Source organism: Streptomyces eurythermus (assembly GCF_014649115.1).
GTDB lineage: Bacteria > Actinomycetota > Actinomycetes > Streptomycetales > Streptomycetaceae > Streptomyces > Streptomyces eurythermus.
In genome coordinates, this window is the sequence record NZ_BMSK01000024.1 from 1 (window position 1) to 23,098 (window position 23,098).

General features: G+C 73.5%; 15 protein-coding genes and 3 pseudogenes. 9 read left to right on the forward strand and 9 right to left on the reverse strand.

Annotation, left to right across the window (positions count from 1 at the left end; translation table 11 throughout):
- Both IE251_RS34300 and IE251_RS34305 read right to left on the reverse strand, forming a co-directional pair.
- Window positions 1-515 (reverse strand): phosphocholine cytidylyltransferase family protein (locus IE251_RS34300; RefSeq protein ID WP_189756855.1); only part of this gene is annotated, 515 nt, incomplete at its 3' end.
- Window positions 512-2,329 (reverse strand): DUF5941 domain-containing protein, encoded by a 1,818-nt coding sequence (locus tag IE251_RS34305; protein WP_189756856.1) that lies wholly within the window; start codon window positions 2,327-2,329, stop codon window positions 512-514. The genes IE251_RS34300 and IE251_RS34305, both read right to left, overlap by 4 nt.
- 514 nt (window positions 2,330-2,843) lie before the next feature.
- Between IE251_RS34305 and IE251_RS34310 the strand changes: the two genes are divergently transcribed.
- Window positions 2,844-3,785: a cation diffusion facilitator family transporter gene (locus IE251_RS34310; RefSeq protein ID WP_189756857.1), complete on the forward strand. Its 942-nt coding sequence runs from the start codon at window positions 2,844-2,846 to the stop codon at window positions 3,783-3,785.
- 215 nt (window positions 3,786-4,000) lie between these two features.
- Window positions 4,001-4,594, forward strand: coding sequence for an isopentenyl-diphosphate Delta-isomerase (gene idi, locus IE251_RS34315; protein ID WP_189756858.1), 594 nt, complete (start codon window positions 4,001-4,003; stop codon window positions 4,592-4,594).
- A gap of 9 nt (window positions 4,595-4,603) precedes the next feature.
- Here idi and IE251_RS34320 read toward each other — a convergent pair whose 3' ends face one another.
- Window positions 4,604-5,098, reverse strand: a complete 495-nt coding sequence (locus IE251_RS34320; RefSeq protein ID WP_189756941.1) for an ATP-binding protein — start codon at window positions 5,096-5,098, stop codon at window positions 4,604-4,606.
- A gap of 257 nt (window positions 5,099-5,355) precedes the next feature.
- Between IE251_RS34320 and IE251_RS34325 the strand changes: the two genes are divergently transcribed.
- From IE251_RS34325 to IE251_RS34335, 4 genes are all read left to right on the forward strand, one after another.
- Window positions 5,356-6,111, forward strand: coding sequence for an enoyl-CoA hydratase/isomerase family protein (locus IE251_RS34325; RefSeq protein ID WP_189756859.1), 756 nt, complete (start codon window positions 5,356-5,358; stop codon window positions 6,109-6,111).
- A gap of 246 nt (window positions 6,112-6,357) precedes the next feature.
- On the forward strand, window positions 6,358-6,489 hold the full coding sequence (locus IE251_RS41795; RefSeq protein WP_268253357.1) for an LPFR motif small protein: 132 nt from the start codon (window positions 6,358-6,360) through the stop codon (window positions 6,487-6,489).
- Window positions 6,490-6,593: 104 nt separating this feature from the next.
- Entirely contained in the window at window positions 6,594-9,038 is a 2,445-nt protein-coding gene (locus IE251_RS34330) for a Tex family protein (protein ID WP_189756860.1), read from the forward strand.
- An 85-nt stretch (window positions 9,039-9,123) separates the two neighbouring features.
- Complete coding sequence (locus IE251_RS34335; protein ID WP_189756861.1) at window positions 9,124-9,699, forward strand: DinB family protein; 576 nt, start codon at window positions 9,124-9,126, stop codon at window positions 9,697-9,699.
- Here IE251_RS34335 and IE251_RS34340 read toward each other — a convergent pair.
- On the reverse strand, window positions 9,696-11,333 hold the full coding sequence (locus IE251_RS34340; protein WP_189756862.1) for an ABC-F family ATP-binding cassette domain-containing protein: 1,638 nt from the start codon (window positions 11,331-11,333) through the stop codon (window positions 9,696-9,698). The two genes, IE251_RS34335 and IE251_RS34340, sit on opposite strands and share 4 nt — an antisense overlap.
- 148 nt (window positions 11,334-11,481) lie before the next feature.
- Here IE251_RS34340 and IE251_RS34345 point away from each other — a divergent pair, with 148 nt between their 5' ends.
- Entirely contained in the window at window positions 11,482-12,396 is a 915-nt protein-coding gene (locus IE251_RS34345) for an FAD-dependent oxidoreductase (protein ID WP_189756942.1), read from the forward strand.
- 1,076 nt (window positions 12,397-13,472) lie between these two features.
- Here the strand turns inward: IE251_RS34345 and IE251_RS34350 are convergent.
- Window positions 13,473-15,419: a Xaa-Pro dipeptidyl-peptidase gene (locus IE251_RS34350; RefSeq protein ID WP_189756863.1), complete on the reverse strand. Its 1,947-nt coding sequence runs from the start codon at window positions 15,417-15,419 to the stop codon at window positions 13,473-13,475.
- Window positions 15,420-15,597: 178 nt separating this feature from the next.
- On the opposite strand from IE251_RS34350, the gene IE251_RS34355 reads away from it, so the two are divergent.
- Window positions 15,598-17,085 (forward strand): M1 family metallopeptidase, encoded by a 1,488-nt coding sequence (locus tag IE251_RS34355; protein ID WP_189756864.1) that lies wholly within the window; start codon window positions 15,598-15,600, stop codon window positions 17,083-17,085.
- 74 nt (window positions 17,086-17,159) lie between these two features.
- On the opposite strand, the pseudogene IE251_RS34360 reads toward IE251_RS34355, so the two are convergent.
- From IE251_RS34360 to IE251_RS34370, 3 genes and pseudogenes are all read right to left on the reverse strand, one after another.
- A pseudogene (locus IE251_RS34360) lies at window positions 17,160-17,906 on the reverse strand (PfkB family carbohydrate kinase); the annotation flags it as partial.
- 78 nt (window positions 17,907-17,984) lie between these two features.
- Window positions 17,985-18,074, reverse strand: a pseudogene (locus tag IE251_RS34365) (Appr-1-p processing protein); the annotation flags it as partial.
- A 43-nt stretch (window positions 18,075-18,117) separates the two neighbouring features.
- Window positions 18,118-19,584 (reverse strand): amino acid permease, encoded by a 1,467-nt coding sequence (locus tag IE251_RS34370; RefSeq protein WP_189756865.1) that lies wholly within the window; start codon window positions 19,582-19,584, stop codon window positions 18,118-18,120.
- 220 nt (window positions 19,585-19,804) lie between these two features.
- Between IE251_RS34370 and IE251_RS34375 the strand changes: the two are divergent.
- Window positions 19,805-20,527: pseudogene (locus tag IE251_RS34375) on the forward strand (MerR family transcriptional regulator); the annotation flags it as partial.
- Between the two features lie 375 nt (window positions 20,528-20,902).
- Here the strand turns inward: IE251_RS34375 and IE251_RS34380 are convergent.
- Entirely contained in the window at window positions 20,903-23,080 is a 2,178-nt protein-coding gene (locus IE251_RS34380; RefSeq protein ID WP_189756866.1) for a 3-hydroxyacyl-CoA dehydrogenase NAD-binding domain-containing protein, read from the reverse strand.
- Window positions 23,081-23,098: the final 18 nt, after the last annotated feature.

The following is a 23,098-nucleotide window of genomic DNA, read 5'->3' on the forward strand; positions in this document are numbered from 1 at the left end:
TCCGCCGGGTCCATCAGCTTGGTGATCCTCGTCATCCCCTTCGCGGGGTCGACGACGACCTTCATCTCCTCGTCGGCCAGCTTCTTCACCGTGTCCACGGCGAGGATGATCCTCTTGCCGTCGCCCCGGGCGGCCAGCAGTGTCTTCTCCACCGAGACCGGGTGCACGGTGTCACCGTTGGCGAGGATCACCCCGTCCCGCAGCGCGTCACGGCCGCACCACAGGGAGTAGGCGTTGTTCCACTCCTCGGCCTTGTCGTTGTCGATCAGCGTCAGCTTCAGGCCGTACTTGGCCTCCAGCGCCGCCTTGCGCGCGTAGACGGCCTCCTTGCGGTAGCCGACGATGACCGCGACCTCGGTCAGCCCGATCTCGGCGAAGTTGCCCAGCGTCAGGTCCAGGACCGTCGGCTCACCCTCCACACCCTCGGGCCCCACCGGCACCAGCGCCTTGGGCAGCGTGTCGGTGTAGGGGCGCAGACGCCGTCCGGCGCCGGCCGCCAGCACGAGGCCGATCATGCGGTTTCTCCTTCATCGTGTACGGCGGGCGCCCCGGCGGACACCCAGAAGCGGACGCTCTCGACGAGCACCACCAGGGCGATGACCACGGCGAGAACCGTGAGCGCGGCCTTGAACTGCGCGGCGGTGAGCACGGCGGCCAGGACGGTCAGGAGCAGCGTCCGCCCCTCCTGCCCACCGATGGCGCGCACCAGCCAGGCCGGGGGCGCTCCGGCGTTGCCGCGGATGCGGTACACCGTGTCGTAGTGATGGTAGGCGACGGCCGCCACCAGCCCGAAAGCGGCGGGAAGGGCTCCGTTCACCCCCGCTTTACCGGCGAGGGCGAGGACCGTGCCGTACTCGGCGGCCCGGAACAGCGGGGGGACCAGCCAGTCCAGGGCGCCCTTGAGCGGGCGGGCCACGGCGAGGGCCGAGGTGAGGACGTAGACCAGGGCCCCGGCCACCGGCAGGGCGCCGCCGAAGTCCGCGAGGGCGGAACAGGCCACGACCGCGGCGCCGCCGAGCAGGGCGACGGCGGGCACGGCGAAACCGGGCAGGCCGCGCCGGAACACCCGGCGGACCGCGTTCGCGAGCGGCCCGGAGTCGGCGAGGTCGGCGAGCGCCCGGGCGGCCCGGTCGGTGCGCCGGGCCCTGCGGGTCACCGAGCGCAGCACCCGGCCGGCCGTGGTGTACGCCGCGGCCAGGGCGCAGCCGACGAGCAGGGCGTAGAAGGTGATGCGCGGGGTGGTGGCCGCGGTGAGGACCGCGATCATGGCCCAGCGCTCGCCGATCGGCAGCACGATCATGCGGCGCACCCAGACCGTCCAGCCGACGCTGTCGAGCTTGTCGGAGAGGGCGGCGGTGGGGCTGGTGTTGGCGGTGGCGTCGTGGTTGGCCTCGTTGAAGGAGAAGTCGACCACGTGCCGGCAGGTCTGCAGGACCATCGCGCCGAGGGCGAGTGCCCAGACGTCGTCGCCGCCGCGGGCCGCGCCGAGGGCGAGGCCCGCGTAGTAGGCGTACTCCTTGGCCCGGTCGAAGGTGGCGTCGAGCCAGGCGCCGAGGGTGGAGTACTTCAGCGCGTAGCGGGCGAGCTGGCCGTCGGTGCAGTCCAGCACGAAGGACGCGATGAGCAGCACGCCGGCCGCGACGAAGCCGCCGCGGGTGCCGGTCGCCGCGCAGCCGGCCGCGATCAGCGCGGTGAGCAGCGAGGCCGTGGTGACCTGGTTCGGGGTCAGGCCGCGGCGGGCGCACCAGCGGGCGATGTAGCGCGAGTAGGGGCTGATGAAGAACGTGGTGAAGAAGCCGTCGCGGGACTTCACGGCCGACTTCAGGCGGACGGCCTCCTCGTCGACGGCGGCGACGGCCCGCCGGGCCTCGTCCCGTGCCCGCGGATCGGCGGGCACGGTGGCGACCAGGCTGCCCAGCTCGGGCCGGTGCACCGCGTCGCCGTCGTCCGCCAGGGCGCCGGCGACGCGGTCGGCGAGGCTGTCCACGGCGAGCGCGGGGGCGCTGCCCTCGGCGGGGCGGAGGGGCGCGGAGGCCGCGCGGGCCACGGCCCGGGTGAGGGCCTGCCGGGCGGCGGGCTGGGCGGTGACGGCGCCGGGTACGGCGGCGAGCGGGAAGCGCGGGTCGGTCAGGCCGAGGCGCAGGGCGTGCGGGTGGCCCACGAAGCGGGCGTCGACCAGGGCGACGCGCCGGTCGGCCGGCACGGCGGCGAGCAGGGTCTCGGTCTCGGCGGCGTCGGCGGCCACGCGCACGTCGAAGCCGAGGGACCGCAGATCGTTCTCCAGTGACGATCCGGGGACCGGCTGACCGGTGACGATGGCGGTCGACAACCGAACTCACTCCCTGGGTGCCGGCGCGCGGCGCCGGTCTGCTGCATGGTGGGGCGCCCCGGCCTGCGGCACCGGGCGGCATGTCGGCAGAGGCTATCGGATGGGCCGGAGCCCGCGTTCACCGGCCGTTCACGGCCCGGTCCACCGGGGCTGACCCGGCCTTTGCCGCGATCATCATCAGGGATCCGGGGCCCCGCCCACAAACCCGTGGAGCAGACCCGGGCAACCGGGACACCGGGCGATCAGGGCGCCGGGCGGCCGGACGCCGGGCCGTTCCGTCGGGGGCGGCACCGGGTCCACCGGGGCGGGTCCGGCACCGGCCGTGGCGGGGAGGCGTTCGTGTGGCGGAGGGCCGCCGGCCGGGGACGTGTCTGCGGCGGGCCGGCCGGCGCGCTGACCTGCGGAACGTTTCCGCAGGTCAGCGCACATGACAACGGTGTTCAGTGCCGCGTTGCCAATACCCCCTACCCGTAGTTCACTGGCCCTCCGGGCAGGCGAACGGAAGGCGGTAGTCATGGGGGCAGGGCACGACCACGGGCACGCGCATTCCCACGCGCCGGCCCCGGGTACGGCCACGGCCGCCTATCGCGGCCGGCTGCGCGTCGCGCTGGGCATCACGCTCATGATCATGGTGGTGGAGATCGTCGGCGGCCTGGTCGCGGACTCGCTCGCGCTGATCGCGGACGCGGCACACATGGCGACCGACGCGGTCGGCCTCGGCATGGCGTTGCTGGCGATCCACTTCGCGGGCCGCCCGCCGAGCACCAACCGCACCTTCGGCTACGCGCGCGCCGAGATCCTCGCGGCCCTGGCCAACTGTCTGCTGCTGCTCGGGGTCGGGGGATACGTCCTGTACGAGGCGGTCCAGCGGTTCGTCGAGCCCGCGCCGACCCGGGGCGGGCTGATGATCGTGTTCGGTCTGGTGGGCCTGGTCGCGAACTCCGTCTCGCTGGTGCTGCTGATGCGCGGGCAGAAGGAGAGCCTGAACGTGCGCGGCGCGTTCCTGGAGGTGGCCGCGGACGCGCTGGGCTCGGTGGCGGTGCTGGTGTCGGCGGCGGTGATCCTGGCCACCGGCTGGCAGCCGGCGGACCCGGTCGCCTCGCTGGTCATCGGGCTGATGATCGTGCCGCGCACGCTGAAGCTGCTGCGCGAGACGCTGGACGTGCTGTTGGAGGCGGCCCCCAAGGGCGTCGACATGGCGCAGGTGCGGGCGCACATCCTGGCGCTGGACGGCGTGGAGGACGTGCACGACCTGCACGCCTGGACCATCACCTCGGGCATGCCGGTGCTGTCGGCGCACGTGGTGGTCAGCTCCGAGGTGCTGAACGCCATCGGGAACGAGAAGATGCTGCACGAACTCCAGGGCTGCATCGGCGACCACTTCGACGTGGAGCACTGCACGTTCCAGCTGGAACCGGGCGGGCACGCGGAGCACGAGGCGCGGCTCTGCCACTGACGGTGCGGCTCTGCCACCGAGGGCCCGGGCGCCGGGCGGCCCGGCCGCGCCGCGCCGCCCTGCGTGCCCCGGCCGGTTTCCCGGGGCGGGGGCCGGGCACGATGGGCTACCGGGTCCGGCATCCGGTGCCGCGCCGCGCGGAGCCGCGGGGCGCGGCCGGGGCGCCGGATCCGTACGGCAGACTGGGGAAGCTGGGACCGAAGCGAAGGATGCGTATGCCGATCACACCCGCCACCGCGCCGCACGGCTCGTCGGAGGACACCGCAGAGGCGATCTTGCTGGAACTGGTCGACGAGAACGGCGTGACGATCGGCACCGAGGAGAAACTCGCCGCCCATCAGCCGCCGGGGCGGCTGCACCGGGCGTTCTCGGTGTTCCTCTTCGACGAGCGGGGGCGGCTGCTGCTCCAGCAGCGGGCGCTCGGCAAGTACCACTCCCCCGGCGTGTGGTCCAACACCTGCTGCGGTCACCCGTACCCGGGCGAGGCGCCGTTCACGGCGGCGGCCCGGCGCACCCACGAGGAGCTCGGCGTGTCGCCGTCGCTGCTCGCGGCGGCCGGCACGGTCCGCTACAACCACCCGGACCCCGTCTCGGGCCTGGTGGAGCAGGAGTACAACCACCTGTTCGTCGGCCTGGTGCAGGCGCCGCCCGCGCCGGACCCGGAGGAGGTCGCCCAGACCGTCTTCGTGACGGCGGACGAGCTGGCCGAGCGGCACGCCCGGGACCCGTTCTCGGCCTGGTTCATGACCGTCCTGGACGCGGCCCGGCCGGCGATCAGGGAGCTGACCGGCCCGACCGCCGGCTGGTGATCCGGTCCGCTACGCCGGCGCCGGGGGCTTGAGCGGCAGGGCGGCCCAGATCACCTTGCCGCCGCTCGCGGTGTGCTCCACGTCGACCACCCCGCCCGCCTCCCGGGCCACCTCGCGGACCAGGAGCAGTCCCCGGCCGCCGGTGCGGCCGTGGTCGGCCTCCAGGGCGGTGGGGCGGTAGGGGTGGTTGTCCTCCACCGACACCCGTACCCACTCGGCGCCCACGGCCACCTCCACGGCGAGCACCGGCGACAGCAGCGCCGCGTGCCGCACCGCGTTGGTGACCAGCTCGGTGACGATCAGCAGCAGTCCGTGCACCAGGTCGTCGGAGGCCGGTACGCCCTGGCGCAGCAGCAGGTCCCGCACCGCGTGCCGGGCCTGCGGCACCGAGGCGTCCACCGCGGCGGCGGTGAACCGCCAGACGCCCTCGTAGGGCAGGGGGTCCGGCGGCCGTTCGCCCTCCTCCGCCGGGCGCGGGCCGTTCCCGTGCCCGTGGTCGTCCATCGTCCGGTCGCCGTCCTCGCGCTCGATTGTCACCACACGTCGAGTGTTGGTAACGATGCGCTCCCGCCCGGACAACTGAACACAAGTCAGCGGGTATCGAACGCTTTCTGACCGACCGCGTCCGACATGGTCGCGGGCGGGACTGCTCCTGTTCTCCGGGCGCCGGTTCGCGAACTAGTCGGGTTGTACGGGTTTGCCCGGCCGTGCCGCCCGCTCCCCCGGAGGCGCCGCGCGGCGCCTCCGCTACGATCCGCCGCATGGACCCCCAGCTGTCCCATCGCATCGCCGGCTCCGTCGCCACCGTGGTGATCCGTCATCCCGCCAAGCGCAACGCCATGACGGCGGCGATGTGGCGGGCCCTGCCCCCGCTGCTGGACACCCTGGCGGCCGACCCGGACGTCCGGGCGCTGGTGCTGACCGGTGAGGGCGGCACCTTCTGCGCGGGCGCCGACATCAGCACGCTCCAGGGCTCGCCGGAGGAGGCGCAGGGTCTCGCCGTGGCGGCCGAGGAGGCCCTGGCCGCGTTCCCCAGGCCGACCGTCGCCGCGGTGCGCGGGCACTGCGTGGGCGGCGGGGCGCAGCTGGCGGCGGCCTGCGATCTGCGGCTGGCGGAGGAAGGGGCCCTGTTCGGGGTGACCCCGGCGCGGCTCGGCATCGTCTACCCGGCCTCCGCCACCCGTCGGCTGGTGTCCCTGGTGGGCCCGGCCACCGCCAAGTACCTGCTGTTCACGGCGGAGTTGATCGACGCCGGGCGGGCGCTGCGCACCGGTCTGGTGGACGAGGTGGTACCCGAGGGGGAACTGGACAAGCGGACCGCGGAGCTGACCGGGGTCCTGGTGTCCCGCTCGCAGCTCACCCAGGCCGCCGCCAAGGAGTTCGCGGCCGGCCGCACCGACCGGGACGCCCACTGGGCGGCGCGGGCGCGCGAGAGCGGCGAGACCGCGGAGGGGGTCGCCGCGTTCCTGGAGCGCCGGCAGCCGCGCTTCACCTGGACGACGTCCACGACGGGCTGAGGCGCGCGGTCCACGGACGTCCGGGCCGCGTGGCGGCCGGCCGGTCACGCTGCCCACGGCTTTTCGGGCCGGGGTTCGTCGTCGCGCGGTTGCCCGGGCCGTAGTTCACCATCCCGTGGTTTCCCGAGCCGGGGTCCGCCGTCCTCCCGCGTTTCCCGGGCCGGGGTTTCGTCGTCCCCCGTGATTTCCCGGGCCGTCGTGCGGTACCCGGTGCGCGTAAGTTCCCCGACGAGAGGAGACCGTGCCGTGTTCCGTGCCCTCGCAGACGTACTGCGGCAGATCGGCGGAGCCGTCGCGACGGTGGTCACGCTGCCGTTCCGGGCGCTCGCCCGGCTGTTCGGCGGAGCCTCGTCGACCGCGCGCGGCAGCCGGGCCTGACCTGCCCGGGCCCGGCGCCCCGCCGGGCGCCGCCCTGATCCCCGGTGGCCGGCTCCACCTGCCACAATTGCCGCGCAACCCCAGTGGAGAAGGCGGTACGGGACGTGACCACACCCGGGTCCCTCGGAGCAGGGTCCATCGAAGGCAGGATCGCCGAGGAACTCGGCGTACGGGAGCGGCAGGTCAAGGCCGCGGTGGAGCTGCTGGACAGCGGCTCGACGGTGCCCTTCATCGCGCGCTACCGCAAGGAAGCGACCGAGATGCTCGACGACGCGCAGCTGCGCACGATCGAGGAGCGGCTGCGCTATCTGCGGGAGCTGGAGGACCGGCGGAGGGCGATCCTGGAGTCGGTGCGGGAGCAGGGCAAACTCACCGAGGAGCTCGAGGCGCGGATCCGCGGCGCCGAGACCAAGGCGCGGCTGGAGGACATCTACCTGCCGTACAAGCCCAAGCGGCGCACCAAGGCGCAGATCGCGCGCGAGGCGGGTCTGGAGCCGCTCGCGGACGGGCTGCTGGCCGATCCGACGGTGGAACCGCAGGCCGCGGCCGCCGCGTTCGTGGACGCCGGCAAGGGCGTGGCCGAACCGCAGGCCGCGCTGGAGGGGGCCCGGGCGATCCTGACCGAGCGGTTCGCCGAGGACGCCGACCTGATCGGCGAGTTGCGCGAGCGCATGTGGGTGCGCGGGCGGCTCGCCGCGAAGGTGCGCGAGGGCAAGGAGGAGGCGGGCGCCAAGTTCGCCGACTACTTCGACTTCGCCGAGCCGTTCACCGAGCTGCCCTCGCACCGGATCCTGGCGATGCTGCGCGGGGAGAAGGAGGAGGTCCTGGACCTCGTCCTGGAGCCGGAGGAGCCCACCGAGGGACCGTCGTCGTACGAGGGCGTCATCGCATCCCGGTTCGGGATCGCCGACCGGGGCCGCCCGGCCGACAAGTGGCTGACGGACACGGTCCGCTGGGCCTGGCGCACCCGCGTCCTGGTGCACCTCGGCATCGATCTGCGCCTGAGGCTGCGCACGGCCGCCGAGGACGAGGCGGTGAACGTGTTCGCGGCGAACCTTCGGGACCTGCTGCTGGCGGCCCCCGCCGGCACCCGCGCCACGCTCGGCCTCGACCCGGGGTTCCGTACGGGGGTGAAGGTCGCCGTGGTCGACGCCACCGGCAAGGTCGTCGCCACGGACGTGATCCACCCGCACGTTCCGGCCAACAAGTGGGACCAGGCGATCGCCACGCTGGCGCGGCTGGCGAAGGAGCACGCGGTCGAGCTGATCGCGATCGGCAACGGCACGGCGTCCCGCGAGACCGACAGGCTCGCCGGTGAACTCATCGCGAAACACCCGGAGCTGAACCTCACCAAGGTGATGGTGTCCGAGGCGGGCGCGTCGGTGTACTCCGCGTCGCAGTACGCCTCGCGGGAGCTGCCGGACCTGGACGTGTCGCTGCGGGGCGCGGTGTCCATCGCGCGGCGGTTGCAGGACCCGCTGGCCGAGCTGGTGAAGATCGACCCGAAGTCCATCGGGGTCGGCCAGTACCAGCACGATCTGTCCGAGGTGAAGCTGTCCCGCTCGCTGGACGCGGTCGTCGAGGACTGTGTGAACGGCGTCGGCGTGGACGTCAACACCGCGTCCGTGCCGCTGCTGTCGCGCGTGTCGGGCATCTCCGCCGGGCTGGCCGAGAACATCGTGGCGCACCGGGACGCCAACGGCCCCTTCACCTCCCGCGCGGAGCTGAAGAAGGTGGCGCGGCTCGGCCCGAAGGCGTACGAGCAGTGCGCGGGCTTCCTGCGCATCCGGGGCGGCACGGACCCGCTGGACGCCTCCAGCGTGCACCCGGAGGCCTACCCGGTGGTGCGCCGCATGGTGAAGACCACGGGCCAGGAGGTGGCGTCCCTCGTCGGCAACACGGGGGTGCTGCGCTCGCTGCGGCCGGCCGACTTCGTGGACGACACCTTCGGTCTGCCGACCGTCACCGACATCCTGAAGGAGCTGGAGAAGCCGGGCCGCGACCCGCGTCCCGCCTTCAGGACGGCCACCTTCAAGGAGGGCGTGGAGAAGATCTCCGACCTGGCCGCCGGGATGGTCCTGGAGGGCGTGGTGACGAACGTGGCGGCGTTCGGCGCGTTCGTGGACGTCGGCGTCCACCAGGACGGCCTGGTGCATGTGTCGGCGATGTCCAAGTCGTTCGTGAAGGACCCGCGCGATGTCGTCAAGCCCGGTGACATCGTCAAGGTGAAGGTCCTCGACGTGGACATCCCGCGCAAGCGGATCGCCCTGACGCTGCGGCTGGACGACGAGGCGGCCCCGCAGGGGCAGGGCGGCGGCCGGCCGCAGCGCGGCGGTGCCCGCCCGCCCCAGCAGCGGCAGGGCGGCGGCCAGGGACAGGAGCAGCGGCAGGGTGGCGGCGGCCAGGGCCGGCGGCAGGGCGGTGGCCAGGGGCAGCGGCAGGGCCGGGGCGGTGGCGACCGCGGCGGGCGCCAGGCCCCGGCGCCCGCCAACAGCGCGATGGCGGACGCCCTGCGCCGCGCGGGGCTGCTGGACCAGAAGAAGCGCTGACGCGACGGGTCCGGGGCCGGGCGGTGCCTTCGCCCGGCCCCGGACAACCCCTGGACAAGGATCACCTGATCGTCAGACTCGTCCCATGACAGGATCAGATCCCAAAGCCGACCTTCAGGTGTATCTCCAGGACGCGCGTGACGTGCTGCTGTGGAAGCTCGACGGCCTCGCGGAGTACGACATCCGGCGCCCGCTGACGCCCACCGGCACCAATCTGCTGGGCCTGGTCAAGCATCTGGCGGGTGCCGAGGCCCTGTACTTCGGCGCGGCCTTCGGCCGGCCCTTCGCCGGTACGCCCCTGTGGGTGACGGGTGACGCCGAGCCGGACTCGGACCTGTGGGCGCGGGCCGACGAGACCCGCGAGGAGATCGTCGAGCGGTACCGGCGGGCCTGCGCGCACGCGGACGAGACCATCGCGGCGCTCCCCCTGGACGCTGTCGGCCGGGTGCCGGGCGCGCCCGGGGAGATCACGCTGCACCGGACGCTGACCCACATGGTCGCCGAGACCCAGCGGCACGCCGGGCACGCCGACATCGTGCGCGAGCTGATCGACGGCGTCGTGGGCCAGCGGTCGGACGGCCTCAACGTCGCGCCCCACGACCCGGACCACTACGGCCGGGTCGCACGGGCGGCGAAGGAGGCCGCCCCGGACGGGAGTTAACGCTCCGTCACCTTGCCGTCGGCCACCTCCAGGCGCCGGGTCACCCGGACCGCGTCCAGCATGCGCCGGTCGTGGGTGACCAGCAGCAGGGTGCCCTCGTAGGAGTCGAGGGCCGACTCCAGCTGCTCGATGGCGGGCAGGTCCAGGTGGTTCGTCGGCTCGTCGAGGACCAGCAGGTTGACTCCCCGGCCCTGGAGCAGGGCGAGGGCGGCGCGGGTGCGTTCGCCCGGGGAGAGGGTCTCGGCGGGCCGCAGGACGTGGTCGGACTTCAGGCCGAACTTCGCCAGCAGGGTGCGGACCTCGACCGGCTCGGTGTCGGGGACGTCCGCGCGGAACGCGTCCAGCAGGGTTTCGGGGCCGTGGAACAGCCGCCGGGCCTGGTCGACCTCGCCGACCAGCACACCGGAGCCGAGGGCCGCGTGCCCGGAGTCCAGCGGGATCCGCCCCAGCAGGGCGCCGAGCAGGGTGGACTTGCCGGCGCCGTTGGCGCCCGTCACCGCGATCCGGTCGGCCCAGTCGACCTGGAGCGACACCGGTCCGAAGGTGAAGCCGGCGCGCCGCACCTCGGCGTCCCGCAGGGTCGCCACGACCGCGCCCGACCGCGGGGCGGAGGCGATCTCCATGTGCAGCTCCCACTCCTTGCGGGGCTCCTCGACCACCTCCAGGCGTTCGATCATGCGCTGGGTCTGGCGGGCCTTGGCCGCCTGCTTCTCGCTGGCCTCGCTGCGGAACTTGCGGCCGATCTTGTCGTTGTCGCCCGCCTTGCGGCGCGCGTTCTTCACGCCCTTGTCCATCCAGGACCGCTGCGTCTGGGCACGGTCCTGGAGGGCGGCCTTCTTGTCGGCGTACTCCTCGTACTCGTCGCGGGCGTGCCGGCGGGCCACCTCGCGCTCCTCCAGGTAGGCCGCGTAGCCGCCGCCGTAGAGGTTGATCTGCCGCTGGGCGAGGTCGAGTTCGAGGACCTTGGTGACCGTGCGGGTGAGGAACTCGCGGTCGTGGCTGACGACGACCGTGCCCGCGCGCAGCCCGGTGACGAACCGTTCCAGACGCTCCAGGCCGTCCAGGTCGAGGTCGTTGGTGGGCTCGTCCAGGAGGAAGACGTCGTAGCGGGACAGCAGCAGGGAGGCGAGGCCGGCACGGGCCGCCTGGCCGCCGGACAGGGCGGTCATCGGCTGGTCCAGGTCCACCGCCAGGCCGAGCGAGTCGACGACCTCCTCCGCGCGTTCGTCCAGGTCCGCGCCGCCGAGGCCGAGCCAGCGCTCCAGGGCGGTGGCGTAGGCGTCGTCGGCGCCGGGCGCGCCGTCGACCAGCGCCTGGGTGGCCTCGTCCATGGCCCGCTGGGCGGCGGTGACACCGGTGCGGCGGGCGAGGAACTCCCGGACGGTCTCGCCGGGCCGGCGCTCCGCCTCCTGCGGCAGGTGGCCGACGGTCGCGGCCGGCGGGGACAGCCTCAGTTCGCCCTGCTCGGGCGGGGTGAGTCCGGCGAGCATCCGCAGCAGGGTGGACTTGCCCGCGCCGTTGGCGCCGACCAGCCCGATCACGTCGCCGGGCGCGACGACCAGGTCGAGCCCGGAGAACAGGGGCCGGTCGCCGTGTCCGGCGGCGAGGTTCTTGGCAACGAGGGTGGCAGTCATCAGGACGCCGATCCTAACGGCGCCCCGCGCCGGCCCCGGCCACGTGCGCGGCCGGTCACCGGGGCCGGGGGCACGGTCCGCCCCCGGTCTGCCGGGTGGGCCGTACGGGGCCTATCGTCCTGGCGTGGACACTGAGCCGAGGGACGAAGTGATCGTGGTCGGGGGCGGGGTCGCCGGGCTGACGACGGCCGTGCTGCTGGCCGAGTCGGGGCGACGGGTACGGGTGTGGGCGCGGGAGCCGGCCGAGCGGACCACCTCGGCGGTCGCCGGCGGCCTGTGGTGGCCGTACCGCATCGAACCCGAGCCGCTGGTCGGGGCGTGGGCCCTTACGTCCCTGCGCGTGTACCAGGAGCTGGCGGCGCGCCCGGAGGAGACCGGGGTGCGCCTGGTCGACGGCGTCCACCACGGGGCGCACCTCGCGGAGCTGGGCGGCTGGGCGGGCCGGGTGCCGGGGCTGCGGGCGGTGGCCGGGGGGCTGGCGGCGCGGCTGCCGGTGGCCGACATGCCGGTGCACCTGGCGTGGCTGCGGCGGCGGCTGGAGCGGGCGGCCGGCACGGTGGAACTCCGCGAGGTGACCGACCTCGCGGCCGTGCCCGCCGCCGTGGTGGTCAACTGCGCGGGGCTCGGGGCCCGTTCCCTGGTTCCGGACCCATCGGTGCGTCCGGTGCGCGGGCAGCTGGTCGTGGTGGAGAACCCGGGCGTCACTGAGTGGTTCACCACCGTCGACGACTCCTCGGCCGCGTCCACGTATGTCATCCCGCAGCCCGGCCGGCTCCTGCTGGGCGGCACGGCCGAGGAGGACGACTGGAACCTGGAGCCGGACCCCGGCACCGCCGCGTCGATCGTCGCCCGCTGCGCGTCGGTCCGGCCCGAGATCGCCGGCGCCCGGATCCTCGCCCACCGAGTGGGCCTGCGCCCGGCCCGCACGGCGGTACGCCTGGAACGACAGCTCCTGCCGGACGGACGCGTCCTGGTCCACAACTACGGCCACGGCGGCGCGGGCGTCACGGTGGCATGGGGCTGCGCCCGCGAGGCGGCCCGCCTGACATCCCCGACACCTTGATCCCCCGCTACGGCCAGCGGGCAGGGCGCGTCGCCGAGCGCCCGGGGTGAGCGGCCGGGCCGGGACGGGGCCCGGCGCTCCGGCCCGCCGACCGGGCGTGGACGTGGCCCGGCGGCCGGGCAGGGCGAAAGCCGGGGCCGGCGGTTCGGCAGGGCGGCCGGCGGAGGCGGGACGGTGGCCCGGCTGAGCGGCTGGCGTGAGCGGGGACCGGCGGCCCGGCGAGCGGCTGAGCGTAAGCCGGGGTCGGCGGCGAGGCTGGGCGGCTGGCGTGAGCGGGGACCCGCGGCCCGGCAAGCGGCTGGGCTAAGCCGGGGCCGGCGGTGCGGTGGGCGTAAGCCCGGGCCGGCGGCGAGGCTGGGCGACTGGCGGAGGCGGGGGCTGGTGGCCCGGCTGAGCGGCCGGCGTGAGCGGGGGCCGGCGGCCCGGCGAGCAGCTGAGCGTAAGCCGGGGCCGGCGGTGCGGTGGGCGTAAGCCCGGGCCGGCGGCGAGGCAGGGCGACTGGCGGAGGCGGGGGCTGGTGGCCCGGCTGAGCGGCCGGCGTGAGCGGGGACCGGCGGCCCGGCGAGCGGCTGGGCGTAAGCCGGGGCCGGCGGTGCGGTGGGCGTAAGCCCGGGCCGGCGGCGAGACAGGGCGGCCGGCGGAAGCGGGGGCTGGTGGCCCGGCTGAGCGGCCGGCGTGAGCGGGGACCGGCGGCCCGGCGAGCGGCTGGGCGTAAGCCGATGTCGGCGGTGCGGTGGGCGTAAGCCGGGGCCGGCGGCGAGGCTGGGCGGCTGGCAGAGGAGGGGAGCGGTGGCCCGGCTGAGCGGCTGGGCTTAAGGCGGGCCGGCGGTTCGGCTGGGCGCTAGCGGGGCCCGGCGGTCCGGCTGAGCGCAAGCCGAGGTCGGCGGGTTCGGCCGAGCGGGAACGGGGCCGGCGTTTCGGCCGAGCCGGGCGGTGACTCCTCAGGGGCGCGGGGAACTGCGCGCCCAGCCCGGGACCACCCGCGGCCGAACACGATGACCAGCCGCCCCACCCCACAGCCACCCTCAGCCGAACACGACAACCAGCCGCCCCGCCCCCTTCCGCTCCCCGGACCGTCAGTCGAGCGGCAGGTGCCGGTCGGCCCGCGGCGCTCCCACCCCCTCCAGCACCGTCGGCGCGGGAGCCGCCGTCCCACCGGACGTGGCCCGGGCGAACGCCCCCGCCCCGCCCACCAGCGGCACATTCGCCGTCGTACGGGACAGGTCCACGGTGAGCGTCGGCCGGGTGGACGGCGGTTCGAGGAGGTCCTTGTCCGTGCCCGCGATGATGAGCGCCAGCCGGTGCCCGGCGGGGACGACGTGGTCGGTGGCGCCCAGCCGGAGGGTCATCGTGTAGGCCTTGCCCGGGGTGAGCGGGACGCCCTTCGCCGCCGAGGCGTGGTGTCCGAGGTCGGCCCAGCCCCGGCTGACCACCGTGTAGTCGACGGCCGCGGTCCGGGCCCGGGTCTCCTTGTAGCAGGCGCTGTCCCCGGCCGTGCTCTCCCCCCAGCAGGTGCGCTCGGCGAGGGTGCTGATGCCCTCGGCGGGGTCGGCGTAGTCGCGGATGGTGTCCGGGCCGATGTCGGCCAGGACGGCGGACAGATGGGCGGAGGAGGTGGTCGGGGTGGCGGTGACCGTCACCTCGGCGGAGCCGGCCAGCCGGAGCGGGCGGGAGAGCGGCGCGGTGAGGAAACCCGCCTTCTCGGGCGTGGCCGCGGTGACGTGGGCGGCCCAGTCGGTCTCGCCCAGCCGCGGGTCGTCCGTGAGGACCGCGGTGCCGTGGGCCCGGCGCGGGCCGAGCGCGCCGACGCCCGCCTGGCGGCCCGGGGCCGGGTGCAGCACGGTGGCGCGGGTGCCGGCCGGGGGCCAGACGCGGGTGGTGACCCACTGGTCGGGGTGGCGTTCGACGTCGGCCATCGGCTCGCGGTCGACGCCGTTGTCGTAGCCGAGGAGTTCGTGGTCGAACCAGCGGTGCAGGGTGTCCACCCAGGCGCCGCGCCGGAAGTCGAACGGGTCGACGTGCCCGGTCTGGGACAGCCAGATCTTGCGCCGGACGCCGTTCTGGGCGAGGGCGTCCCACCAGGGGCCGAGGTGCTGGGTGCGGACGTTGAGGTCCTGTATGCCGTGCACCGCGAAGACGCTGACCCGGACCTTGGCCGCGTCCTTGACGTAGTCCCGCTCGGTCCACAGCGGGGTCCGGTCGCCGTTGCGCGGGCTGCCCTCGGCCAGCCTGCGCTGTACGGCCGCGCAGTGGGCGCGCGCGCCGGCGCTCTCGACGTGGTCGGCGAGTTGGTCGGGGCCGCCGTCGTACAGGGGGGCGCCCTGGGCGAAGTAGTAGTCGTACCAGGAGGAGATGGCGCTGATCGGGACGATGGTCTTCAGACCCTTGACGCCGGTGGCGGCGACACCGTTGGCGATGGTGCCGTCCCAGCTCTTGCCGATCATGCCGGTGCGGCCGTTCGTCCAGCCGGCCCGCACCGGGGTGCCGCCGGTGCGGCTGGTGTAGGCCTTGGCGCGGCCGTTCAGCCAGTCGATCACGGCCTTCGCGGAGCCGATGTCGGAGGGGCCGCCGATGTCCACGCAGCCGTCGGAGCGGTTGGTGCCGGCGAGGTCGACGCCGACGAAGGCGTAGCCGCGCGGTACGAAGAAATTGTCGTAGAACAGCGGCATTTGGACGACGTGGCCCTGGGCGTCGTACGTCTTGAGCTGGCTCTCGTTGCCCCGCCCGCAGCAGGAGTAGTACGGGCTCGCGTCCATGATGACCGGCACCTTGCGGCCCTGCCGGGCGGGTTCGGCGGGCCGGACGATGTCGGCGGCGACGCGGTCGTGCTTGCCGTCGCCGTCCTCGTCGAGCCCGGTGTCGACCCATACGGACTCGCGGATCGCCTGGGCGTAGGAGTAGACGGGGGTGCTCTCCCGGGGCGCGGGCCGGGCGCCGGCCGGGGTGGGGAGGAGGGCCGTCAGGGTGACGACGGCGGCGGTGACGAGCGTTCTCCGGATCGCGGAGCGCGTGCGTGTCGGCATGGGCGGACGGTACTCCGGTCAACTCCCCTGAAAAAGAGGACCCTCCGGGCACGTGACGGCTGAATGGCGATCATGTGACAGGGGGTGCCATGGACAGGTCAGGGGACACAGGGAATGAATAGGCTGCGGAACAGAGCCTTTCCGAACGGACCCGTGGTCCTGACGACTTGGAGCTGACGTGCACCGCAGAATCATCGCGCCGGGCGCTTTGGCGGCGGCCTCCGTCCTGCTGGCGATCCCGGCATCGGCCGCGAGCTACACCCCCGGCGCGCCGGGTATCGGCGACCCCTACTACCCGTACTACGGCAATGGCGGCTACGACGTCTCGCACTACGACCTGAGGCTGCAGTACCAGCCGAAGACGGACGAGTTGCAGGGCACCGCGACGATCCTGGCCAAGACCACCCAGGACCTGTCCCGCTTCGACCTGGACTTCCTGCTGGACGTGAGCGAGGTGCGGGTCAACGGCACCAAGGCCGCCTTCACCACCTCCGGGGAGCACGAACTGGTCGTCACCCCGAAGACCCCGCTGGCCAAGGGCACGCCGGTGACGATCGTGGTCCGCTACAGCGGGGTGCCGTCGGCCAAGAGCGCCTACGGGTTCACCTCCTGGCACCGCACCCCGGACGGCGGAGTGGCCGCCAACGAGCCCGAGGCCGCCTGGTGGTGGTTCCCGAGCAACGACCACCCGACCGACAAGGCCACCTACGACGTGTCGGTGTCCGTCCCGGACGGCACCCAGGCCATCTCCAACGGCACGCTCCAGTCGACCAGTTCAAAGCTGGGCTGGACCCGTTACAACTGGCGGCAGAACAAGCCGCAGGCCACCTATCTGGCCACGCTCGCGCTGGGCAGGTTCGACATCACCACCGGCACCTCCGACGGCGGGGTGCCCGTCATCAACGCCTACAGCAAGGACCTCGGCGACAACGAGGGCGCCGCGCGGGCCAGCGTGGAGCGTACCGGGGAGCTCGTGGACTGGCTGAGCGGCTACTTCGGGCCGTATCCGTTCTCCTCGGTCGGCGGGTACGTGCCGAACACCACCACCTCGTACGCGCTGGAGACGCAGACCCGCGTCTTCTACAGCCCGCGGCAGTTCGCGAACGGCGCCAACACCTCCCTGGTCGTGCACGAGCTGGCCCACCAGTGGTACGGCGACTACGTGTCGGTCAAGGGCTGGAAGGACATCTGGGTCAACGAGGGCTTCGCCCGCTACGCGCAGTGGCTGTGGTCCGAGCACGAGGGCGAGGGCACCGCGCAGGAGCTGGCCGACTACGTGTACGCCTCGCACCCGGCCGACGACGCGTTCTGGACGATCGCGCCGGGCGACCCCGGACCGGACAACCAGTTCGCCGGCGCCGTCTACGACCGGGGCGCCCTCGCCATCCAGGCGCTGCGCAACGAGATCGGCGACGACGCGTTCTTCGCCGTCCTGAAGGGCTGGCCGAAGGAGCACGCCTACGGCAACGCCTCGGTGGCCGACTTCCAGCGGTACGCCGAACGGGTGTCCGGCAAGCCACTGGCCGCGCTGTTCGACACCTGGCTGTTCCAGCCGGAGAAGCCGGCCGCGCCGTCGGCCCGCGCCCTGGTGAAGACGACCGCGGCGGTGGCGCAGCCGAAGTCGTGGAAGAAGATCGAGGCGACGAACTCGGTGCACGAGCACTGAGCCGGCCGGCGCCGGCGCCCCGTTCGGCCACGGGGCGCCGGTGCCCGCGCCGCGGTGCCGCAGTGGCCCGGTGCGGCCGCCCGCCGCAGCAGCTCCTTCCGGCTCATCGCCTCCGCGCGGTCGGCCGGGACGGTGCAGGCGTGGGCGCCCGCGATCGCGCCGTACCGGGCGCAGCGCCCGGGCGGCTCGCCGGCGAGCAGGCCGTAGAGGAACGCGGCGGCGAAGGCGTCGCCCGCGCCGTGGGAGTCCACCACCGGCGCGGGCGGCAGCGCCGCCGGTATCCGGGTCAGCGCGCCGTCGGCGAGCAGATGGGCGCCCTCGGCTCCGGCGGTGGCGACGACGGTGTGGGCGCGGCCGCGCGCGGCGATGCGCCGCATGGTCCGCTCGGGGTCGGTGAGGGCGGCGGCCGACAGGAAGACGACGTCGGCCGCGTGGGCGAACGCCTCGTGGTACGGGTTCTCGCCGTCCCAGTCGTGCAGGTCCGTGGAGAGCGGCACTCCGGTCTCCCGGAGCACGGGCAGGGCGTGGGCGCCGGGCTGGGTGATGGTCACGTGCACATGCCGGCTCGCGGCGGCCGGCGCCCGCAGGGTGGCCTCGGGGAAGCGGTCGCCGGGGCGGGCGCGGGTGGTGTCGTACAGCGACAGACGGCGGCCGTCCGGGCCGACGAGGTTGACCGCCCGCTTGGTCCCGGCCGGCTGCGGCAGCGCGGTGAGCGCGATGCCGTGCTCGGAGTGCGGGGCGCGGACGAGGTCGCCCTCGGGGTCGTCGCCGAGGAAGTCGAGATGGTGGGTACGCAGGCCCAGGGCGGCCAGTCCGAGGGCGAAGCACATCGGCCGCGGTCATGCCCCGCCCTCCCCGTGGTCGTCGGGCTCGACGCGGACCGGCTGGACCGCGCCCGGACCGATGTCGTCGCAGACATGGGCGATCACCTTGACGCCCTTGCCCGACGGCACGGTGGCGTCACCCCGGACATACGTGATCTCTGCCATGACGCCACCGTGGACGCCGCCACTGACAGTGGCGGCCGGTCCGTTACTCCGGCAGCTCGGCGGAGGCCTTGGCGGCGTCCTTGGCCACCTGGCGGCGGATGCCGAACCAGCCGGCGACGAGCATCACGGCGATCACCGGGATCAGCAGCAGGGTCTTGCGGCCGACCTCCTCGTCGTTCCACATCATGCCGAGACAGATCAGCAGGAACACGATGGTGGCGATCTCGGTGACCGGGCTGAACTTCAGCTGGAAGTGCGGCCGGGTGACCAGGCCCGCGCGGGCGCGGCGGACGAAGATCGCGTGGCAGATCATGATGATCACCCAGGTGCTGATGATGCCGAGCGAGGCGACGTTCAGCACGATCTCGAAGGCCTTGCTGGGCACCAGGTAGTTCAGGACGACGCCGAGCACACAGACCGCGCAGGTCAGCAGGATGCCGCCGTAGGGCACCTGGCTGCGGCTCATCACGCGGGTGAACTTCGGCGCCGAGCCGGCCATGGCCATCGAGCGCAGGATGCGGCCGGTGGAGTACAGGCCGGAGTTCAGCGAGGACATGGCCGCGGTCAGCACGACCAGGTTCATCACGTCGCCGGCCGCCGGAACGCCGATCTTGGACAGCACGGTCACGAACGGGCTCTGGTCGGCGGAGTACACCGAACCGGGCAGCAGCAGGGCGAGCAGCACGACCGAGCCGACGTAGAACAGGCCCACCCGCCACATGATCGAGTTCACCGCGCGCGGGACGACCTTCTCGGGCTCGGCGGTCTCGCCGGCGGCGACGCCGACCAGCTCCAGCGCGGCGTAGGCGAAGATCACGCCCTGCATGACGAGGACGACCGGCATCAGGCCGTGCGGGAAGACACCGCCGTGGTCGGTGATGACGCTCAGGCCCGGCTTGCTGCCGCCGACGTCGTGCTGGGTGGCCAGCAGGAAGATGCCGATCAGCATGAAGCCCACGAGGGTGGCGACCTTGATGATCGCGAACCAGAACTCCATCTCACCGAAGATCTTCACCGAGATCAGGTTCACGGTGAGGACGACGGCGAGGGCGATCAGCGCCAGCACCCACTGGGGGATGGAGGTGAACATGCTCCAGTAGTGCGTGTAGAGCGCGATCGCGGTGATGTCCGCGATGCCGGTGGTCGACCAGTTCAGGAAGTACATCCAGCCGGCGACGTAGGCGCCCTTCTCGCCGAGGAACTCGCGCGCGTACGACACGAAGGACCCGGAGGACGGGCGGTACAGGACCAGCTCGCCCAGGGCCCGCACGACGAAGAACGCGAAGACACCGCAGACCAGGTAGGCCAGGGCGAGCGCCGGACCGGCGTTGTGCAGGCGGCCGCCGGCGCCCAGGAAGAGGCCGGTGCCGATGGCGCCGCCGATGGCGATCATGTTGACGTGGCGGGCCTTGAGGTCCTTGCTGTATCCGGCGTCGCCCGCGTCCGCGGGCGCTGCGGCCACCTGGGGGTGGGGGGTGGCCTGTGCCGATTCCACGGCTTCCTTGCTCACGGGTGGTTTCACTTCCTGGTGCGCCCGGACCTCGTGGATCCGGGGTTCGTGCAGGTCTTGGCCCGCACCACCCTTTGTCGCGGCACAGACCAAGGCAGCAGCTTCCCAGACGCAACGGCCGATAAGCGGTGGTCCACGTCACAGAGCGGTACTTCTCACATCACTCGCACGTGCTCCCCGCGGGTTTCACACCATTGGTGAGACAGCGATACTGCTGTACATGACGACCGACACCGGGGAGCCCACCCTCACGATCGACGAGCTGGCCGCGCGGGCGGGCGTCACGGTCCGCACGGTCCGTTTCTACGGCACCAAGGGGCTGCTGCCGCCGCCGGTGCTCGGTCCGCGCCGGGTGGGCCATTACGGCCGCGAGCATCTGGCCCGGCTGGCGCTGATCGAGGAGATGCAGCACCAGGGCATGACCCTGGCCGCGATCGAGCGGCACCTGCGGCAGCTGCCGGCCGATCTCGGCCCGCACGATCTGGCGATCCACCGGGCCGTGGTCGCCTCCTGGGCGCCGGACACCGTGGAGACCGTGTCCCGTGCGGAGCTCCAGCGGCGGGCGGGGCGGCGGCTGACCGGGGAGGACCTGGAGCGGCTGGCCGCGATGAACGTGGTGACACCGGATACGGAGGGGGACGGCGAGCGGGACGGGGAGTCCTTCCGTGTGGACTGCGGTCTGCTGCGGCTCGCGGTGCAGCTGCTGGACGTGCCGCTGGCGCAGGAGACGATCCTGGCCGCGCGGACCGTGCTGACCGGCCACGCGCGGGCGGCGGCGCACGAGCTGTCGGACCTGCTGCGCGAGGCGGTGGCCGAACGCGACACGCGGGATGTGAAGTCCCTGTCGGCCCATATGCACCCGCTCGTGGTCCAGGCGCTGCTCACCACCTTCCAGCGGTCACTGCGGGAGGAGCTGCGCCAGTGGCTGGACGGAGCGGACGGCCCGGGAGGAGGGGACGACGGCCCGGGCGGAGGGGACGGCCCTCATGGCGGCGACGGTCCCGAGGGAGCGGTGGGCGCGGGCGGCCCCGGACCGGTCGGGGACGCTGGCGGCCCTGGACGTTCCACGGACGGCCCTGAACGCTCTGTGAACGCTAACGGCACGGTGTGAGCGGCGGACTCGGACGGCGCTGACGCAGCGGGCGGCCGGACGGCCCTGACGCACGGACAGCCGAACGGCACGGACCGCCGGACAGCCGGAGACTGCGAACGCTCGCACGGGCCGGACGGCGCGGACAGCGGAGGACGCGGACAGCGTACGGCGCCGCGGGCCCCCGGGCGCGGAGTCCCGGGGGCGCGCGGTCCGCGGTGTACCGGCTCAGCGGGCGTCGGTGAAGGTCTCCCCCTTCTCCGCCTTCGCCACGAGCAGCGCGGGCGGGGTGAACCGGTCGCCGTAGCGCTCGGCCAGCTCGCGCGCGCGGGCCACGAAGCCGGGCAGGCCCCCTTCGTAGCCGTTGATGTACTGGAGCACACCGCCGGTCCAGCCGGGGAAGCCGATACCGAGGACGGAGCCGATGTTGGCGTCCGCGACCGAGGTCAGGACGCCCTCCTCCAGCAGGCGTACGGTGTCGAGCGCCTCGGCGAAGAGCATGCGCTCCTGCATGTCCCGGAACGGGATGTCGTGGCCGGGCTTGGTGAAGTGCTCGCGCAGCCCCGGCCAGAGTCCGGCCCGCTTGCCGTCCTCGGTGTAGTCGTAGAAGCCGGCGCCACCGCTGCGGCCGGTGCGGCCGAACTCGTCCACCATGCGGTCGACGACCGTCTCGGCCGGGTGCGCGGTCCAGGTGCCGCCGGCCTCCTCCACGGCCCTCCTCGTCTCGGCCCGGATCTTGCGGGGCAGGGTGAGGGTCAGCTCGTCCATCAGGGAGAGCACCTTGGCGGGGTAGCCGGCCTGGGCGGCGGCCTGTTCCACGGAGGCGGGCTCGACGCCCTCGCCGACCATGGCGACGCCCTCGTTGATGAAGTGGCCGATCACCCGGGAGGTGAAGAAGCCCCGCGAGTCGTTGACGACGATCGGCGTCTTGTTGATCTGCCGGACCAGGTCGAAGGCGCGTGCGAGCGCCTCCTCGCCGGTGCGCTCGCCCTTGATGATCTCGACCAGCGGCATCTTGTCGACCGGTGAGAAGAAGTGCAGCCCGATGAAGTCGGCCTGGCGCTCGACGCCCTCGGCGAGCGTGGTGATCGGCAGGGTGGAGGTGTTGGAGCACAGCAGCGCGTCGGGGGCGACGACGGACTCGATCTCCTGGAACACCTTGTGCTTGAGGGCGGTGTCCTCGAACACGGCCTCGATGACAGCGTCACAGTCGGCGAGGTCGGCCGTCTCCGCCGTGGGGGTGATCCGGGCGAGCAGCGCGTCGGCCTTCTCCTGGGTGGTGCGGCCCTTGGCGACGGCCTTGGCGCACAGCTTCTCCGAGTAGCCCTTGCCCTTGGCCGCGGCTTCGGCGGAGACGTCCTTGAGGACGACGTCGATGCCCGCGCGGGCGCACGCGTAGGCGATGCCGGCGCCCATCATGCCGGCGCCGAGGACGGCCACCTTGCGCACCTGGCGGGGTTCGACGCCCTTGGGCCGGTTGGCGCCGGAGTTGACCGCCTGGAGGTCGAAGAAGAACGCCTGGATCATGTTCTTCGAGATCTGCCCGGCGGCCAGTTCCACGAAGTAGCGGGCCTCGATGACCTGGGCGGTCTCGAAGTCGACCTGGGAGCCCTCGACGGCCGCGGCGAGGATGTTGCGCGGGGCCGGGTAGGGGGCGCCGTTCGTCTGCTTGCGCAGGTTGGCCGGGAAGGCGGGCAGGTTGGCGGCGAACTTCGGGTGGGCCGGGGTGCCGCCGGGGATCTTGTAGCCCGGGGTGTCCCAGGGCTGCCGGGACTCGGGGTGGGCGTCGATGAACGCGCGGGCCCTGGCGATCAGTTCCTCGGGGCTCTCGGCCACCTCGTGGACCAGGCCGTTGTCCCGGGCGCGCCGGGCGTTGTACTGGGTGCCCTGCAGGAGCACCTTCAGCAGGGCGTCCGCGATGCCCAGCAGGCGTACGGTGCGCACCACTCCGCCGCCGCCGGGGAGCAGGCCCAGGGTGACCTCGGGGCAGCCGATCCGGGTGCCGGGGGTGTCCAGGGCGATGCGGTGGTGGCAGGCGAGGGCCAGTTCGAAGCCGCCGCCGAGGGCCGCGCCGTTGATCGCCGCGACGACCGGTTTGCCGAGGGTCTCGATGCGGCGCAGGTTGCGCTTGATGGCGAGGCCGCCGTCGAACAGTTCCTGTGCGGTCTCGGGGGTGACCCGGATGAGGTCGCGCAGGTCGCCGCCGGCGAAGAAGGTCTTCTTGGCCGAGGTGAGGATGACGCCGCGGATGGAGTCCCGCTCGGCCTCCAGCCGGTCGGTGATCACGGCGAGGGAGTCGCGGAACGCCTGGTTCATGGTGTTCGCGGACTGGTTCGGGTCGTCCAGGACGAGGGTGACGACACCGGTGTCGTCCTGCTCCCAGCGGATGGTGGTGCTCTCGGTCATGACAGTCGTCTCCGTTGA